General features: G+C 34.6%; 13 protein-coding genes. 9 read left to right on the forward strand and 4 right to left on the reverse strand.

Going from position 1 to position 17,421, the window contains the following annotated elements:
• Positions 1-315: 315 nt before the first annotated feature.
• The 5 genes from RLT85_RS09965 to ribB all read left to right on the forward strand — a co-directional run bounded on the left by RLT85_RS09965 (position 316) and on the right by ribB (position 6,524).
• Positions 316-690 (forward strand): diacylglycerol kinase family protein, encoded by a 375-nt coding sequence (locus tag RLT85_RS09965; protein WP_311401890.1) that lies wholly within the window; start codon positions 316-318, stop codon positions 688-690.
• Positions 691-755: 65 nt separating this feature from the next.
• Entirely contained in the window at positions 756-3,188 is a 2,433-nt protein-coding gene (locus RLT85_RS09970) for a DNA translocase FtsK (RefSeq protein ID WP_311401891.1), read from the forward strand.
• Positions 3,189-3,197: 9 nt separating this feature from the next.
• Positions 3,198-3,842 carry an outer membrane lipoprotein periplasmic chaperone LolA1 gene (gene lolA1, locus RLT85_RS09975; RefSeq protein WP_311401892.1) on the forward strand — a complete coding sequence of 215 codons (645 nt, stop codon included), beginning with the start codon at positions 3,198-3,200 and terminating at the stop codon, positions 3,840-3,842.
• The gene (locus RLT85_RS09980) at positions 3,843-5,348 is read left to right on the forward strand and encodes an LptF/LptG family permease (protein WP_311401893.1); all 1,506 of its coding nucleotides are present in this window, start codon (positions 3,843-3,845) and stop codon (positions 5,346-5,348) included.
• Between the two features lie 30 nt (positions 5,349-5,378).
• A complete protein-coding gene (ribB, locus tag RLT85_RS09985; RefSeq protein ID WP_311401894.1) occupies positions 5,379-6,524 on the forward strand; it encodes a 3,4-dihydroxy-2-butanone-4-phosphate synthase in 1,146 nt (381 codons plus the stop codon).
• A gap of 3 nt (positions 6,525-6,527) precedes the next feature.
• Here the strand turns inward: ribB and RLT85_RS09990 are convergent, their stop codons facing one another.
• Complete coding sequence (locus RLT85_RS09990; protein WP_311401895.1) at positions 6,528-7,163, reverse strand: NAD(P)H-dependent oxidoreductase; 636 nt, start codon at positions 7,161-7,163, stop codon at positions 6,528-6,530.
• A 274-nt stretch (positions 7,164-7,437) separates the two neighbouring features.
• On the opposite strand from RLT85_RS09990, the gene RLT85_RS09995 reads away from it, so the two are divergent.
• The 4 genes from RLT85_RS09995 to RLT85_RS10010 all read left to right on the forward strand — a co-directional run bounded on the left by RLT85_RS09995 (position 7,438) and on the right by RLT85_RS10010 (position 12,849).
• On the forward strand, positions 7,438-9,396 hold the full coding sequence (locus RLT85_RS09995; protein WP_311401896.1) for an endonuclease: 1,959 nt from the start codon (positions 7,438-7,440) through the stop codon (positions 9,394-9,396).
• Between the two features lie 117 nt (positions 9,397-9,513).
• The gene (locus RLT85_RS10000; RefSeq protein WP_311401897.1) at positions 9,514-10,965 is read left to right on the forward strand and encodes a RimK family ATP-grasp domain-containing protein; all 1,452 of its coding nucleotides are present in this window, start codon (positions 9,514-9,516) and stop codon (positions 10,963-10,965) included.
• Positions 10,955-12,178 carry a carboxylate-amine ligase gene (locus tag RLT85_RS10005; protein ID WP_311401898.1) on the forward strand — a complete coding sequence of 408 codons (1,224 nt, stop codon included), beginning with the start codon at positions 10,955-10,957 and terminating at the stop codon, positions 12,176-12,178. The genes RLT85_RS10000 and RLT85_RS10005 overlap by 11 nt, the downstream gene beginning before the upstream one ends.
• On the forward strand, positions 12,175-12,849 hold the full coding sequence (locus RLT85_RS10010; protein ID WP_311401899.1) for an N-formylglutamate amidohydrolase: 675 nt from the start codon (positions 12,175-12,177) through the stop codon (positions 12,847-12,849). Before RLT85_RS10005 ends, RLT85_RS10010 begins: the two co-directional genes overlap by 4 nt.
• Here the strand turns inward: RLT85_RS10010 and RLT85_RS10015 are convergent.
• The 3 genes from RLT85_RS10015 to RLT85_RS10025 all read right to left on the reverse strand — a co-directional run bounded on the left by RLT85_RS10015 (position 12,844) and on the right by RLT85_RS10025 (position 17,303).
• Positions 12,844-13,428: a pseudouridine synthase gene (locus tag RLT85_RS10015; protein WP_311401900.1), complete on the reverse strand. Its 585-nt coding sequence runs from the start codon at positions 13,426-13,428 to the stop codon at positions 12,844-12,846. The genes RLT85_RS10010 and RLT85_RS10015 overlap by 6 nt on opposite strands.
• The gene (locus RLT85_RS10020) at positions 13,428-14,948 is read right to left on the reverse strand and encodes a helicase HerA-like domain-containing protein (protein ID WP_311401901.1); all 1,521 of its coding nucleotides are present in this window, start codon (positions 14,946-14,948) and stop codon (positions 13,428-13,430) included. Before RLT85_RS10020 ends, RLT85_RS10015 begins: the two co-directional genes overlap by 1 nt.
• Positions 14,949-15,041: 93 nt before the next feature.
• On the reverse strand, positions 15,042-17,303 hold the full coding sequence (locus RLT85_RS10025) for a zinc-dependent metalloprotease (RefSeq protein ID WP_311401902.1): 2,262 nt from the start codon (positions 17,301-17,303) through the stop codon (positions 15,042-15,044).
• Positions 17,304-17,421 lie beyond the last annotated feature (118 nt).

Below are 17,421 nucleotides of genomic sequence, written 5' to 3' on the forward strand. Positions count from 1 at the left end.
AAGAAGCTCCAAACAAATTTGGAAGTAGGATTTTAGAAAATAGATAACTGCAAATCCGTTTAGTTTCTTGTATAATCAAATAATAATGTTAATGTCATGTCGAGCGGAGTCAAGACGCTTTTGTTTAACCTTTCGACTCCCCGCCAAAATGAATTCTTTCGCGCTGGCGCTCAAGGTGACAAAAACTACTTTGAGGAATGAAAGCGGATAAACAAATAGATAATTACGTTGAAGACAAATCTTAGGAGAATTTAAACCTACATAAGCCATCAAGGTTTTAAGATTATAGTTACTTTTAAACTTTTAAGGAAAACGATGAAAGATAATTTTATTACAAAGCGACTAAAGGGCGGAGTTTATGCCGTGAAAGGTTTTTATTTGCTCTTAAAAACCGAACCCAGCATACAAGTACAAGCCGCAATTTCTATTCTTGTGGTGATTGTAGGGTTTTATTTTGATATTTCTAGGGAAGAGTGGATGCTGCAAACTTTAGCCATTGGTTTGGTAATGAGTTTAGAAGGGGCAAATACTGCCATAGAAGAAATAGCCGATTTTGTGCACCCCGATTTTCATACCAAAATAGGACTTATCAAAGATTTTGCTGCGGGGGCCGTTTTTTTTGCAGCCGTAGCTGCCGTAATTATAGGAATACTAATCTATTACCCTTACATTGTAAATATTAATCTATAAAGCGTAAAATTTCCTGCCTAGAATCTGCAATCATATTTGTATTTTAGCGGCTTATTTAAGTGTAAATGGCGAAGAAAAAAACAAAAGCAAAAAATACAAAAAAAGCTTCCTATAAACTTCCAAAGGTGAATTTCACTAGGAAGCATAAAGTGCTTTTAGGAGCTTTTTTAATGCTTTTAGGCCTTGCTTTAACGATTGCTTTTGTCTCTTTTCTATTCAATTGGAAATATGATCAAGATACCATAGGCTATTTTACAGAACGCCAGGTAGAAACCAAAAACTGGCTGAGTAAATTTGGAGCAGAAATAAGTCACTTTTTTATCTACAATGGTTTTGGCGTCTCTTCTTTTAGTATTGCAATATTAACTTTCCTCACGGGAGTGTATCTTTTCTTTAATCTAAAGGCAAAATCACTATTTAGTTTTTGGTTTTGGGGAGTTTTGGTGATGGTCTGGTTTGCAACGGTACTCGGTTTTTTTGCAGATAAAAATTCTTTACTAGGCGGAATTATAGGCTATGAGACCAACGATTTTCTTCAAGATTATTTAGGCTTCACGGGAACGGTATTGGTACTTATTTTCGTGTTTATCGTTTATTTTGTGATTCGGCTTAATGTGACGCCAGAGCTTATAGGCGGTTATTTTAAACGAACTCGGGAGGAAGTGACGCAAGATTTTGAAGATTCTAAAGCGAAAGAAGAGAAAATTCTTCAGGAGTTTTTAGAGAAGGAGAAAGAAAATCAGCATAAAAAAGAAGAGCCTACAACTATAAAACATACCGATCACGCTTCCGCGGAAGCGAAACAAGACGAAAGTCTGGTACCACAACCTACTCCAGAGCCAAAAGCAACGCCTCCGCCTGAATCTAAATCAGAAAAAATTGTGATTGAAGGGAACAAAGATGAAGGAGATGTTTCTATGGAAGTGGAAACCACGGTAGAAGAAGAGGCAGAAGTAGACAATTTGAGTAAAAAATTGGTGAAAGACTTTGGAGAATTTGATCCTACGCTGGAGCTGAAAAATTATAGATTTCCTACGATAGACCTTTTAAAAGATTATAATGCCGGCGGGGGCGGGATTACCATAAACCAAGAAGAGCTCGAAGAGAATAAAAATAATATTGTAAGAACGCTTAAGAATTACAAGATTGAAATTGCGCAAATTAAAGCAACGGTTGGTCCCACCGTAACCTTATATGAAATTGTGCCTGAAGCTGGCGTGCGTATTTCAAAAATTAAAAATTTAGAAGATGACATTGCTCTTTCCCTTGCGGCTTTAGGGATTAGGATTATTGCGCCTATTCCTGGAAAAGGAACCATAGGAATTGAAGTTCCCAATAAAAATTCGACCATTGTAAGTATGCGATCTGTGATTGCATCCTCTAAGTTCCAAAAAGCAGAAATGGAACTTCCAGTGGCTTTAGGAAAAACCATTTCTAACGAAACTTACGTGGTAGATTTGGCAAAAATGCCGCACCTTTTAATGGCAGGTGCAACAGGACAAGGTAAATCTGTAGGTTTAAATGCGGTGCTTACTTCGTTATTATACCAAAAGCATCCTGCTGAAGTAAAATTTGTACTAGTAGATCCTAAAAAAGTAGAACTTACTTTATTTAATAAGATAGAAAGACATTATTTGGCGAAGCTTCCAAACTCTGAAGAAGCCATTATTACCGATAATACGAAAGTAATTAATACGCTTAATTCGTTATGTATTGAAATGGATGACCGTTACAACTTGTTAAAAGATGCCATGGTTAGAAATATTAAAGAATACAACGAGAAGTTTAAAGCAAGAAAATTAAATCCGGAGAACGGACACAAATTCCTTCCTTATATTGTATTGGTGGTAGATGAGTTTGCCGATTTAATTATGACCGCAGGAAAAGAGGTAGAAACGCCTATTGCCAGATTAGCACAGCTTGCAAGAGCGATTGGGATTCACCTAATTATTGCTACACAAAGACCTTCTGTAAATGTAATTACGGGAATGATTAAAGCCAATTTCCCTGCGCGAATTGCGTTTAGAGTAACGAGTAAAATTGATTCTAGAACTATTTTGGATACCGGGGGAGCAGATCAATTGATAGGAAAAGGTGATATGTTATATACCCAAGGAAACTATTTGGTACGTTTGCAATGTGCTTTTGTAGATACGCCAGAAGTAGAACGAATAACCGACTTTATTGGATCCCAAAAAGCATATCCAGATGCGCATTTACTCCCAGAGTATGATGGAGAGGAAAGTGGCACAGGAGTTGATATAGATGTAAGCGAAAGGGATAAATTGTTTCGTGAAGCTGCAGAAGTGTTGGTTACAGCTCAGCAAGGATCTGCTTCTTTAATACAAAGAAAATTAAAAGTAGGTTATAATAGAGCGGGTAGAATTATTGACCAGTTGGAAGCTGCAGGAATCGTAGGTCCTTTTGAAGGTAGTAAGGCAAGACAGGTGTTAATCACCGATTTAAATGCCTTAGAAGATTATTTAAATAACGAATAAATAAAGATAATGAAAAAGATTTTTTTATTAATTGCAGCTATAGGTTTAACCAGTTTTGCACAAGCACAAAATTCTGCCAAAGCAGAAAAACTTTTAAATGAGGTTTCTCAAAAGGTAAAATCCTACGATAATATGGTGGTAGATTTTAAATACACCTTAGAAAATACCGAAGAGAATATTAAACAAGAAACTAGAGGAGATGTAAGCCTTAAAGGAGAGTTATACCGCCTTAATCTAATGGGCATCACTCGGGTTTTTGATGGTAAAAAATTATATACCATTGTTCCTGAAGACGAAGAAATAACTATTTCTACCTATGATCCTAAAAATGATCAAGGGATTACACCTTCCAAAATGCTTACGTTTTATGAAGATGGTTATACCTACAAATGGAATACTACAGAAAATGTAAAAGGTAGAACGATTCAATATATTAAATTAAATCCTATAGATTCTAAAGCAGAAATAAAAGAAATTTTATTGGGTATAGATGTGCAAACAAAGCATATTTATAACTTAATTCAGAAGCAGGATAATGGTACCAAAGTAACCATAAAAGTAAATACGTTTAAAACGAATGAGCCACTTTCTAATAAACTTTTCTCTTTTGAAGAGAGTAAATACAACGGCTTTTACATCAATAGACTGGACTAATTGAAAATAATTGACAAGTACATATTCTCTAGCTTCTTAAAGACTTTTATTGCAGTTTTTACGATTCTAATGTTCATTTTTTTGCTGCAAACCATCTGGTTATATATATCAGAACTTGCTGGTAAAGATTTGGACTTTTTGATTATTGGTCGCTTTCTATTTTATTTTTCGCCCAATTTAATTCCTTTGGTCTTGCCGTTAACCATTTTGGTGACGTCTATAATGACTTTTGGTAATTTCTCAGAAAATTATGAGTTTGCTGCTATGAAATCTTCTGGGATTTCTTTGCAGCGAGCTATGCGAAGTCTTATTATTTTTGTTTCGTTTCTTAGTATAACTGCATTTTTCTTTGCCAATAACGTAATTCCTTGGGCAGAATTTAAGTCAATTAATTTGAGAAAAAATATTTCTAAGTTAAAACCAGCTATGGCAATCGTAGAAGGTGCTTTTAATGATATAGGAGATTTTAATATTAAGGTAGATGATAAATCTGGAAAAAATGATCAGTTGCTTAGTACAGTAACTATTCATAAGAAAAACCCAGATAGAAGAGGTAATTTTACAGTAATTAAAGCCGAAAACGGAGAATTAGCAGGAGATGAAAACTCAGATATTTTATCCTTGATTCTTTTTAACGGAAACTATTATGATGAGCCTCAGCCCAATGATTATGAGGCAAGAAGAAAAAAGCCTTTTGTAAGAAGCTATTTTGATGAATATAAAATTAATATCGACTTATCCAGTTTTAATGAGGTAGATTTAGAAGAAGAAAAATACAATTATTCCTATAAAATGTTAGATAGCAAGGAGCTTAGAATTGCTTTAGATTCGCTTTCTTCAGATTTAAACCAAGATAAGAAAAGCTTCTCAGGAAACATTTTGAATAGAAGCGGCGTGGAGCGAATAGGTTCAAATGCGCAGCATACAAAAGATACCACTCGACTCAATAAAATTTCTTTGAAAACACCCCAAGGTGAAAATCCTAGAGATTATAATATTAAAAATCTAGAAGAACTGTTTGATTCATACGGCCTTCAAGAGCAACAGCAGCATCTAAATATTGCTATAGGAGGTATACGAGGAACGCTCTCTAATATTAAAGGAAAAAAAGCAATCTTACAGAAGAAAGCAACCACTATTAATAAAACCGAAATTCAGCTGCATGATAAATATGCACTTGCTATGGCTTGTTTTATTTTGTTTTTTGTGGGCGCACCATTGGGAGCCATTATCCGTAAAGGAGGTTTAGGTTTACCCATGGTAGTAGCGATTTTGCTATTTTTAACCTATCACTTTATAGGCATATTTGCTAAAAATAGTGCAGAAAATGGCGCTATAAGTCCGTTTATCGCTTCTTGGTTGTCTACATTTATTATGCTTCCATTAGGCGTATTTTTAACCTATAGAGCAACTACAGACCAAGGTTTCTTTAACCCAGATGTAATACTATTACCCGTTAAAAAATTCTTTAGAAAAATAGGATTAGCAAAGAAAGAGAAGGAATAGATACTTAACTTTGTAAAAAAGAAAATTAAGATGATTCAAGATACCAAATCCACACCCATACAACTCCATTCTGTAAAAGAAGCTATAGACGATATTCGCCAAGGAAAGATGGTGATTGTGGTAGATGATGAAGATAGAGAAAATGAAGGTGATTTTATCGCTGCTGCGGAAGCTGTAACGCCAGAAATGATAAATTTTATGGCGAAACACGGTCGTGGACTTATTTGCGCTCCACTTACAGAAGATCGCTGTGACGAATTGGGTCTTAATATGATGGTAGATAATAATACGGTGTTACATCACACGCAATTTACAGTTTCGGTAGATTTAATAGGTCACGGTTGTACAACAGGAATTTCGGTTCACGATCGCGCAAAAACTATTAAATCTTTAGTAGAGAATGAAACCAAGCCACACGATTTGGGAAGACCAGGTCATATTTTTCCGCTTAAAGCGAAAAACGGCGGAGTTTTAAGAAGAACAGGACATACCGAAGCTTCTGTAGATTTAGCACGCCTGGCAGGCTTTAAGTCGGCAGGAATTTTAGTTGAAATCTTAAATGACGATGGTACAATGGCGCGTTTACCGCAATTGGTGGAAGTAGCTAAAAAGTTTGACCTTAAATTAATTTCTATTGAAGACTTGGTGGCGTATAGAATGCAACACGATTCTTTGATAGAGAAAAAAGAAGATTTTGAGATAGAAACTCGCTTTGGACATTATAGAATACGAGCGTATAAACAAACCACCAATAATCAAGTTCATATTGCTTTAACAAAAGGTACCTGGGATACAGGGGAGTCAGTTTTAGTGCGGGTAAATTCTACATTGGTTAACAATGATATTTTAGGAACGCTTACCAATAACGCCGATAAGAAGCTAGACGATATGTTTAAAGCCTTAAACAAAGAAGAATGCGGCGCCATTGTCTTTATCAACCAAGAAATGGCAAACCTTAATATATTAAATAGATTAGAAGAGTTAAAGGTTTTACAAGAAAATGGAGAAATTAAAGCTCCGAGATTAGCTCTAGATAATAAAGATTTTGGGATTGGTGCTCAAATTCTTCACGACTTAGGAATTCATAAAATAAAATTACTCTCTAATTCTAAACAGACAAAGAGAGTAGGAATGATAGGTTACGGCTTAGAAATCACCGAATACGTAAATTACTAAAGCTTATTTCTTATAATGTAGCGTCGTGTCGTCTAATGGTTTTCTTACCTTTTTAAATTGAGAAAACATATCATCCTCGGCACGATAACCTATAGGTAAAAGTAGAGTAGGTTTTAAGTGGAGTTGATCTAAGTCTAAAACCTCTGCCAATTTGCCAGGATGAAAACCTTCCATAGGGCAGGAGTCAATCTTTTCCAGAGCACAAACAGTAAGTAAATTTCCCATAGCAAGGTAAACCTGATTTTTGGCCCAAGCATCAATTTTGTTTTTACTGCTTTTTTCAAAATCTTTCAGTAGAAAATTTTTAAAAGGCTTTAGGATTTCGTCGGGGGTATTTCGTATATCCTTTACACGCTTAAAATAATTTAAAATAAATTCTTCATCAATCGCATCATCAATGCAAAAAACAAAAAGATGAGAAGCAGTTTTAATTTGTTTTTGGTTATAACAAGACTCCATAAGTTGCTCAAGAACCTCTTCTTCATCTATAATTACTAATTTTATAGGCTGTAGCCCATAAGAAGACGGTGTAAGAGAAAAAGCCTTTTTTAAGACCTCAATTTTATCTATAGGGATCTTTTTTTCAGTATCAAATTTTTTAGCAGCGTAACGCCATTCTAACGAATTTATAATATCCATCAATTTCAACTTTATTTATATAATTGGTAATTTACAAAGATACATATTCATAGTGTTAATTCTTAGGCTTCTTATTTCTAGATGTTTTAAAAACGGATAATAAATAAGCTAAGCTGAAGAGGAGAAGGAAATTTTTAGTTGATGAAGTAAAAAAAATGTTTTTAAAAGAACACTTTCTGAGGCAATAAAGGTCTGACGCTGTTGCATTAAGAATTGTCAATTAAAATCTAACTTTTTTCATCATCACAGAGTATATTTGTTCAAAATCATACTTATGAAATCAACGATTACACTTTTTCTTTTATTTTTTATCTCTTTAATTTCTCAAGCACAGCTAGTTATTAATGAACTAGATTCAGATAGCGACAGCATTGACGATCTTGAGTTTGTTGAAATAAAATCGAACACTCCTAATTTTAACCTTAACGGATATGTGATTGTGTTTTTTAACGGCTCCAACTCTGGTGGGAATAAAAGCTACCTCACTTTCGATTTATCTGGTTACACTACAGATATTAACGGATTGTTGTTAATGGGAAGTAACCAAGTTTCTCCCGTGCCACAATACATTATTTCTCCCAATTTAATCCAAAATGGGGCAGATGCGGTTGCAATTTATCAGGCTGACTTTACTGATTTTCCTGAAGGTACCTTAGCGACACAAACTAATTTAATTGATGCTTTGGTGTATGATACCAGCGACCCAGACGATACTACATTAATGTCTCTTTTGGGCGAAAGCGTACAAATTAATGAAGACGAAAACAACAATAAAGATTTTGAATCTATTCAACTAAATAATGACGGAGTAACCTACACGGTAACTACGCCAACGCCTAGACAACTAAACGATGGTACTGGTGTTATTTTAAATGGCTTAAGTATTTCTACTTCGGCAACTCAGTATGATGAAGGCGATAGTTTTGATATTACTTTTACCACTGAAAATGCGGTAACTCAAGATCAAAGTTTCGGGTTTACTTTAAATAATGCTGGTTTTGATGCGACAGATTTTACAGGAAATACTTCTCTAACCATTCTTAACGGAGACAATAGCGTGACAACGAGTATACAACTTACAGAGGATACAATAGATGAAGGAGACGAAATAGCGATGATTCAATTAACTAATTTGCCTACGGATTTTATCGCGCTAAACGACCAAATAGAATTGCGCATTGTAGATAATGATTTTGTAATCTCTCCGTGGGGAACACCAACTAATCCCACCTACGGAATAGTGACTAACACGAAACCTAGCGGATATTATGAAGATATTGACGGTTTGTCTAGCAGTGACTTGACCAACGCATTGCAAGGAATTATTGCAGAAGAAGGCGTGGTAAGAGCGCAAACCTACGCCGATGTAATCGACATTTTAAAAAAAGCAGATCAAAATCCAGAAAATTCTAACGAGGTATGGTTGGTATACTTAGAGATTTCTAGGTCAAAACTAGATTTTCAAACTACCTCTAACAATTTTGGAACTTGGAATAGAGAACATACGTATCCTAGATCTAGAGCGGGTTATTTTAGTATAGAGGAGGATGATTTTGCCGATGGGAAAGATATTTTTTGGAACACTACTGCCGATTCTCTTCGTCACGGAAACTCAGATGCACACGCTTTAAGAGCGGTTGATGGACCAGAAAACAGCTCCAGAAATAACCAACATTACGGGCAATATACGGGACCGCAGAATACGCAAGGAAGTTTTAAAGGAGATGTAGCAAGAAGCGTTTTATATATGGCGATTCGCTATAACGGCTTAGAAATTGTAAATGGTTTCCCAGAAAATGGATCAGGAGAATTAGGAGATTTGGCCACTTTACTAGACTGGCATAGAAATGATCCTCCAGATGATTATGAAATGAACCGAAATAATATCGTTTACGAATGGCAAAAAAATAGAAATCCGTTTATTGATTATCCAGAGTTGGTAGAATATATTTGGGGAAATCAAGCAGGGAGTACTTGGCAGAATCCATTAGGGATAGATGATAAAAATAGTAAGAATATTAAGATTTATCCTAACCCGTCAAGCGGAAGTTTTTTCGTAATCGGAATAGAATCACGTTTCAATTTGTCTATTTATACTGTTACTGGACAAAAGTTAACTTCTTTTGAGTTAGAGCCTGCCGAAGAGATACAACATAATTTACCTAGCGGGATTTATTTGATTGAATTTAAAAATGAGCAACAGCGAATCACAAAAAAACTTATTATTAGGTAACTGCTCAGCTCACTAACAATGAATGCCTTAACCTAAAAAGTTAAGGCATTTTTTTATGAAAATTTTTGAAATACCTATTCCTTTTTAATTTAAATTCGTTTAGATGATAACGACCTTATGAATAAATTTATAGTAGTTGACCAGCCTAAAGCTTGGCAATTTTTAGAAGAAAATGCACAAATCATTTCTGCAAAAGAATACCTTACTAACCCAGCTTATGCATCGCTTAAAAAGGCAAGAGTTTTTAATTTATGCAAGAAGTTTTCTTACCAATCTAAAGGATATTATGTTTCTCTTTTAGCAGAAGCCAGAGGTCATTCGCCGTTACCTACCGTGAAAAATCTGGTAGATTTAGGTGCTTTGAAACTTGTAAAAATCGTTTCTGAAGAATTTGATGATCTCATTCAGCAGAGTTTAAAGAGTATCAAATCTAAAGAATTTACCCTAAGTATCTATTTTGGGCAAAATGTGGCCAAAAAGTACAAAGACTTAAGTGCGATGATTCATCGTCATTTTCAAATTCCTTTTTTAAGAGTGAAATTCATTTTTACCAATAAATGGCAAATTCAACAAATTAAAGCTATTGAAGGGGCTGAAATTCCAGAAGATCATCAAGAAAGTTTAAAGTTATTTGCACAGCAATATTTTTCTAAAAAAAGATATGATATCGCACGTCCTTCCAAAACCATGTATGATTTGGCTATTTTAGTGAAAGATGGGGATATAGCACCGCCAAGCAACGCAAAAGCTATTAAGAAATTTATAGAAATTGCAGAGAAAATGAATTTTTATGTAGAAGTGGTTACCCCAAAAGATTTATCAAGACTATCTTCTTTTGATGCATTGTTTATTAGACAGAGTACAGAAGTAATGAATGAAGCTTATGCTTTTGCACGTAAAGCGAAACAAGAAAATATAGCCATTGTAGACGAACCAGATGCAATTTTAAAATGCTGCAATAAGGTGTTTATGGCAGAAGCGCTGGAGCTTGCAGGTATTCCTGCTCCCAAAACCAAGATTGTTCATCAAGAGAATGTGCAAGCGGTTTTAGACGAGATTCAATTGCCTTGTGTCTTAAAAGCTCCAGACTCTACCTTTTCTTTTGGAGTTAAAAAAGCCAAAACAGAGGATGAATATTATCAATTGGTGAAAGAGATGCTTAAAAGTTCTGAACTTATTATTGCGCAAGAGTTCTGTCCTTCAGATTATGATTGGCGTATAGGAATGTTAGATGGAGAAGCTTTTTACGCTTGTCGTTATTATATGGCGAAAGGACATTGGCAAATTTATAACTGGGATGCTAAAGAGAAGAAAGATCAAGATGGTAACGCCGATTGTTTACCTATAGAAGAAGTACCAAAACCAATTTTAGATGCTGCGATTAAAGCTACTAAAATTATGGGAAAAGGCCTTTTTGGTATTGATGTGAAAGAAATAGACGGTAAAGCTTTAGTAATAGAAATTAATGACAACCCTAATATTGATGCCGACGTAGAAGATGCCTATTATGGAGATAAAATTTATACTAAAATTTTAGAAGCACTAATTAAACGTTTAAATGAAAAATAAGAAATACCATTTATTTGAAGTGGTGGGGATAGAACTTGAGTATATGCTTGTGGAGCAGGATACTCTAAAAATAGCTCCCCGTGTGGATGAATTATTTACGCTCAAATGCGGAAGTATTACTTCTGATATAGAAAATGGAACGATTGCTTGGAGTAACGAATTGGTGGCGCATGTAATCGAAATTAAAACCAATGGTCCTTCGTCCCAATTGAAGCAATTGGCAGATGATTTTCATAAAAATATCAAAGAAATCAATGCGTTACTGCACCAAAAGAAATTGCAATTATTACCCACAGCTTCACATCCTTTTATGAATCCTTTGAAAGAAACCCTTCTCTGGAAACATAGTTATAGTGAAGTTTACGAGTTATATAACCGTATTTTCAACTGTAAAGGTCATGGTTGGTCTAATGTGCAAAGTATGCACATCAATCTTCCGTTTTATGATATGCAGGAGTTTGAACAATTGCACGCTGCCATACGTGTTTTATTGCCTATAATTCCGGCTTTAACAGCGAGTTCTCCCATTTTGGAGGGAAAGCTTACGGGTTTTCTAGATACGCGTTTGGAATATTATAAAAACAATCAAAAGAAAATTCCAGTGATGACAGGAAAAGTAATTCCAGAGCAGGTATTCTCTTTTAATGAATATAATCAAAAGATCTTTAAACCTATTCAAGAAGCGATTCAACCTTACGACACTGAAAAAGTGTTGGGTCATTTATTTTTAAATTCTCGTGGTGCCATAGCTCGATTTGATAGAAATGCCATCGAAATAAGAATTATTGATTTGCAAGAGTGTCCTAAAGCAGATTTGGCTGTGGCGGAATTGATCATAGCATGTTTAAAATTTATGATTACTGAATTAGATCTAAATCAATTAAAATCTTGGCACGAAGATGAATTATTTTCTATTTTTAATCAAGTGATTTCTGAAGGAAACCAAGTAATACTTTCAAATTCTTTTACAAGTTTGTTTGGGATGAACGCAGAGAGAGCTTCGGTTAAGCAGTTGTGGGAATTTCTATATAATAAAGTGATTTATGTATTATCCAAAGATGCTCAACAGACTATCCTATGGATTTTAAAGGAAGGTTCTCTATCTGAACGAATTTTAAAAGCCATCAATGATGATTCATCCGAAAAAAGAATTAAGGAAGTTTATCATCAATTGGGAGAATGTTTAGCAAGTAATCAATTATTTAAACCTTGAAATTAGTAATTACCTGTGAGCACGGCGGAAACAAAATTCCATCGGCTTACGCTTTTGCATTTAAGGAACATACAGATATTTTAAAATCTCATAGAGGATGGGATTTAGGTATATTAGACGTGTTCGATTTTGTTAAAGAAGAAGCAAATTTTTATAAAGCTTCACGAATATCAAGGCTTTTAATTGAAAATAATAGATCTCTACATCATAAAGATTTATTTTCGCCTTACACTAAGATCTTATCTAAGCTTCAAAAAAAACACATTATAGACCAACATTATTTATCTTATCGGATGGAGGTGGAGCAAGAAATAAAAAAATTTCTTGATCAAGGAGAAAAGGTGTTGCATTTATCTTTGCATTCTTTTACCCCCCAATTAAACGGTGAAATAAGAACTACAGATCTAAGTTTTCTTTATAATCCTAAAAGAGATGAAGAAAAGTTTTGGATACTTAAAATGAGAAAATCTTGGAAAATCCTTTCAAACTTAAAGCTTAGGTTAAATTATCCTTATTTAGGAACGGCAGATGGGTTTACCACCTATCTACGGAAACAATTTCCTGAAAGGTATAGTGGAATTGAAATAGAACTCAATCAAAGCTTGCTAAAGCAAGGTCAATTTTCTCTACTTTTGAAGCAAAATCTTAAAACTATGATACAGCAACTATAAAAATTTCTCATTAATTTCTTGGGTGATTTCCCTCACTTCTCCGGCTTGCATTTCATCAATAAAAATTTCGCCTATTCTCACGCGAACTAAGCGAAGCGTGGGAAAACCAACGGCCGCAGTCATTTTTTTTACCTGTCTAAATTTTCCTTCTTTTAAAGTAATAGATGCCCAACTTGTTGGTCCGTGGCGCTTGTCTCTTACTTTTTTTGCTCTTTCTGGTAATAATGGAGGATCAGTAAGAAGCTTAGCTTTGCAAGGCAGGGTTTGATACTTTTTGCCGTGAATGCTAATTTCTATTCCTTTTTGAAGTTCATTGATGGCTTCTTGAGTAACGATTCCGTCTACTTGCACATAATATTCCTTTTCAAACGATCTCGATAGAATGTGATGACTCATTTTACCATCTGTGGTAAGAATAAGTAATCCTTCAGAATCTTCGTCTAAACGACCTACAGACATTGTTTCTGGGGGAAAGTTATGTAATTCTCCTAATTTTTTCTTGTTTTTTCTCTTTTGCTCATTACTAATAAACTGACTTATGTATCCGTAAGGTTTATAGATTTTAAAATGTTGATGCATTATTTAAAGGCTTTATTTAAAATACTCATCACCCCACGAATAAAAGTTGCGCTAGTAATTACTTTTAAGATATGATCTGTAGGAGACTTTCCGTAACTTTTTGAGGCTTCTTTTTCTACTACTTTACGTTGTTCTTTTGCTTTCTCTTTTTGACTTTCTTCTTTGGCCAATTTTATTTTATTGGTAAGTATTTCATAAGCGCTCTCTCGGTTAACAGGGGTATTGTATTTATTAATTAAGCTAGAAGATTGCAGTGTTTCGTCAATTTCTGACGGATTAAGTATATCCATTCTGCTCATAGGTGCCCTCAGCATTGTCGCTGCTAGGGGAGTAGGGCGGCCTTTTTCATCTAAGGCGGTCACTAATGCTTCTCCAATTCCTAAAGAGGTTAAAACTTCTTCAGTTTTATAAAAATCTGATAAAGGATAATTTTGAGCGGTTAGTTTGATGGCTTTACGATCATTTGCGGTAAAAGCTCTTAACGCATGCTGAATTTTAAGTCCGAGCTGACTTAAAACTTCACTAGGAATATCGGTCGGATTTTGTGTTATAAAGTAGATTCCAACTCCTTTAGAACGAATAAGTTTTATGATGCTTTCAATTTGACTTAATAATGCTTTTGAAGCATTTTTAAAAATAAGATGCGCTTCATCGATAAACATGACCAATTCAGGAGTGTCACTATCTCCTTTTTCTGGAAAAGTAGAATAAATTTCAGCCAAAAGACTCAGCATAAAAGTGGAAAATAAAGCGGGTTTATCCTGAATATCGGTTAACCGAATAATATTAATAAATGCTTCTCCGCTTGCATTTTTTTTAAGCAAATCATTTACTTCAAAAGAGGGCTCTCCAAAAAATAGATCTGCTCCTTGTTGCTCTAAAGCTACAATTTTTCTTAAAATAGCACCTGTAGAAGCTTTAGAAACTCGGCCATATTCTTTTTCAAAAGCATCTTCCCCTTCTTCTGTAATGTAACGAACTAATTTTTTAAGATCTTCTAAATCTAATAAGGGCATTTCGTGGTCGTCACAAAACTTAAAGATAATTGCTAAGATTCCGGTTTGTGTAGGACTTAAATCTAAAATCCGCGAAAGCAAAACTGGTCCGAATTCACTTACAGTAGCTCTTAATTTGACTCCCTTTTGTTCCGAAAGAGATAAAATTTCAACAGGTGAGGCCTTAGCTTCGTATTCAAAACCAATTCTCTGATGTCTTTTAGCTAACTTTTCGGCATTAGTGGAAGCTTTTGCTAAACCACTTAAATCTCCTTTCATATCCATTAACACGACAGGAACTCCTTTTTGTGAAAGGTTCTCTGCTAATATTTGGAGCGTTTTAGTTTTTCCTGTTCCAGTAGCGCCAGCTATTAAACCATGCCTATTTAAAGTTTTTAAAGGAATTTTTACAGAAGCATTGGGATGGGGTTCGCCGTTAAGCATAGCAGCTCCTAAATAAATAAATTCTCCTTTGGTTTTATATCCTTTTTGTATATGCTGAATAAAAGAATCTTGTTGTTCCATATGTATGGTGTAAAGCGGGTTAAAAATTTCGAAGTTAAACTAAAAAAGCTCTATCCTAGGATAGAGCTTTAAATATAAAAATATATATTTTATTTACTCAACAATTAATTTCTTTACAGATTCTTGAGAACCGTTAGAAACCTTAAGAATATAAATTCCTGATTGAGGTTGATTTAAATTTATGTTTTTTGTTAATGACTCCGAAGTAGAAATGGTAGAAGTACTAATTAATCTTCCTCTTAAGTCATAAACTTTAGCTGAATATTTTTCTCCTGAAGCTTCATTAAAATTGATAGTAAAACTTCCGTTGTTAGGATTAGGATATACAGAGTAAAGCTGAGACAATTCATTAGAATCTGTTGCAAGTACATTAGTAATTCTAAAGAAACCTTCATTTACTGCGTAAAAAACATTATTTGTTCCTTTAATCTTTAACTTACAAATAGAAGAAGATTGTCCCGCTGGCATTAGTACCATAGCAGAACCGTTGTTAGTTACTCCAGAAGCAGCTAAAACATCATAATCTATTCCTGCATTGTAAGAAACATAAATGTCAACAGTAGAAGTGTTGATTCCATTTCCAGTTGTTCCTGCAACATCCCAAGTTACTTCTGTAGTCTCATATTGATCGTAGCTAAGACCAGATGTATTTTGAGAAGTCACTTTAAAAGGACCCGTATTGGCAACACTAACACTCACATCATCTCTATCACTTTGTCCACCAACTACATTGTTATCTCTTACAGTTACAGCAAATTCGTAATCTCTGGCCACATTACCAATTACTTCCCATGTTGGGGTTAAAATGCCGTTATTAACGCTTGAAGCATTAGGAAAAGAACGTGTTGGAGATTCCATTGGACTCAAGGATCTAAAAGCAGCACCTTGAGTAGAAGTTGTAGTAGGTGGAGCTGGTGCAAGTTCATTGTCTATCTGTTCCCAGCAATAGGTTAAATTGTCTCCATCTGCATCCGTAGCCTGAGCCGTTAATTCGAAAGCAGTTCCGTAAGGAATTGTGTAATCTGGTGTTGAAGTTATACTAGGGGCATTATTTGCAATGTTTATTTCTTGAGCGCAATTGCTACCACTTAATAAAGTTACATTAGTATAGATATTATTAATACTTACCGCATGAAAATGAGGGTCACTAGAAAACTGTACATTTTCTCCAGCACATAAGCCTGCGTAAGCCATAATTGTAGATCCACTTCCTGGCTCTACAGCTGTAGCATTAGTTCTATTTGGTCCGCAAGAATTAGTATCAGAATTAAAAGTATGGGTAGCTGAAAATTGGTGTCCAACCTCGTGAGCTACAAAATCAACGGCATAAGCATCTCCAATTGGTGCAGTAATACCAGTTACTCCTCTTGCTTTTCCTTGATTACTACATACAGAGAATAATTGAGCTAAACCGCCAGCTCCAGTACTAAACGTATGACCAATATCATAATTAGCAGTACCTACAAATCCATCAATCACAGTTTGACTCTGGTTAATTAAAACCTGTGTATTGTTATTGTCAAATGGGTCAGTAGTGCCGTCTAAGTAAATAATGTTTTCATTATCTACCAAAGTAAAAGTTACAGCTGCGTCTCTTTCATAGATTACATTTAATCTATCCACAACCGCAACAATGGCTGCTACTACCGCTTGTTTTTTTACAGCATCTGAGCTACCACCATTTCCTGTTTGGCCAACGTGATACGAAGAATACTCTCCCGTAGCTGCAACAGCCAATCTGTAACTTCTTAATTTAGAATCATTCACATCTGCCAGGTTAGAAGTGTTGTTGTTTGATGCATTCGCTTCTTCCTCTGCTTGTTCATCAAATAAACAAGTGAAATCTAAGTTATTAACAGTATTTTTTCTAAAAAACACTTGATATTCCTTTCCAGTAGAAGTATAAGGATTAATATATAGGTAGCCATTCGCAGTAGAAACGGAAGCAAACATACCTTCAGCTGTTAAGGTAATTCTTATACTACTTTTTTTATCTTTAGAAGTACCAACATATGAAGAAATAGCGGGATATTTAGTAGCCATTTCATCGCTCATGGTTTGAGCCTTATACATCGTAAAACTTTGATAATTAGAGTTTCCTACAGGAAAAGTTAATTCTAGATCACTAGTAATTCCTTGAAATCTAAAGGGAGCTTGTAAAATCTCATTCTTAAAAGTAGCTAAATTTAAGTTGTACACTTCAAATTTATTTATACTCGTAACACTTTCTCTAATATCATTTTGGTTCACTTCATTCACATCACTTTCTGTCCAAAAATTTCTGTTTTGAGCAAATACGAAAGTGGGTAAAGCTATCATAATCAATAGCAAATTTGTAATTTTTTTGTTTTTCATAATTTCATTTTAAAATATAGCCATAAATATACGGCTCAAATCTCATTATCTAAAGTATTTAGTAGATTTTTTATGCTAAATTAAAGAATCATTGTCTTTGATTTCCTATTTTTACCTA

Source organism: Mesonia ostreae, from assembly GCF_031845265.1.
In the GTDB taxonomy this organism is placed as follows: Bacteria; Bacteroidota; Bacteroidia; order Flavobacteriales; family Flavobacteriaceae; genus Mesonia; species Mesonia ostreae.

What these genes read in the sequence shown, in the direction of transcription:
- RLT85_RS10015 (WP_311401900.1), bottom strand. Translation starts at nt 13,428, where the DNA reads ATGCATCAACATTTTAAAATCTATAAACCTTACGGATACATAAGTCAG.
- RLT85_RS10025 (WP_311401902.1), bottom strand. Translation starts at nt 17,303, where the DNA reads ATGAAAAACAAAAAAATTACAAATTTGCTATTGATTATGATAGCTTTA.
- RLT85_RS09965 (WP_311401890.1), top strand. Translation starts at nt 316, where the DNA reads ATGAAAGATAATTTTATTACAAAGCGACTAAAGGGCGGAGTTTATGCC.
- RLT85_RS10005 (WP_311401898.1), top strand. Translation starts at nt 10,955, where the DNA reads ATGAAAAATAAGAAATACCATTTATTTGAAGTGGTGGGGATAGAACTT.
- RLT85_RS09970 (WP_311401891.1), top strand. Translation starts at nt 756, where the DNA reads ATGGCGAAGAAAAAAACAAAAGCAAAAAATACAAAAAAAGCTTCCTAT.
- RLT85_RS10000 (WP_311401897.1), top strand. Translation starts at nt 9,514, where the DNA reads ATGAATAAATTTATAGTAGTTGACCAGCCTAAAGCTTGGCAATTTTTA.
- ribB (WP_311401894.1), top strand. Translation starts at nt 5,379, where the DNA reads ATGATTCAAGATACCAAATCCACACCCATACAACTCCATTCTGTAAAA.
- RLT85_RS09990 (WP_311401895.1), bottom strand. Translation starts at nt 7,163, where the DNA reads ATGGATATTATAAATTCGTTAGAATGGCGTTACGCTGCTAAAAAATTT.
- RLT85_RS10020 (WP_311401901.1), bottom strand. Translation starts at nt 14,948, where the DNA reads ATGGAACAACAAGATTCTTTTATTCAGCATATACAAAAAGGATATAAA.
- RLT85_RS09995 (WP_311401896.1), top strand. Translation starts at nt 7,438, where the DNA reads ATGAAATCAACGATTACACTTTTTCTTTTATTTTTTATCTCTTTAATT.
- lolA1 (WP_311401892.1), top strand. Translation starts at nt 3,198, where the DNA reads ATGAAAAAGATTTTTTTATTAATTGCAGCTATAGGTTTAACCAGTTTT.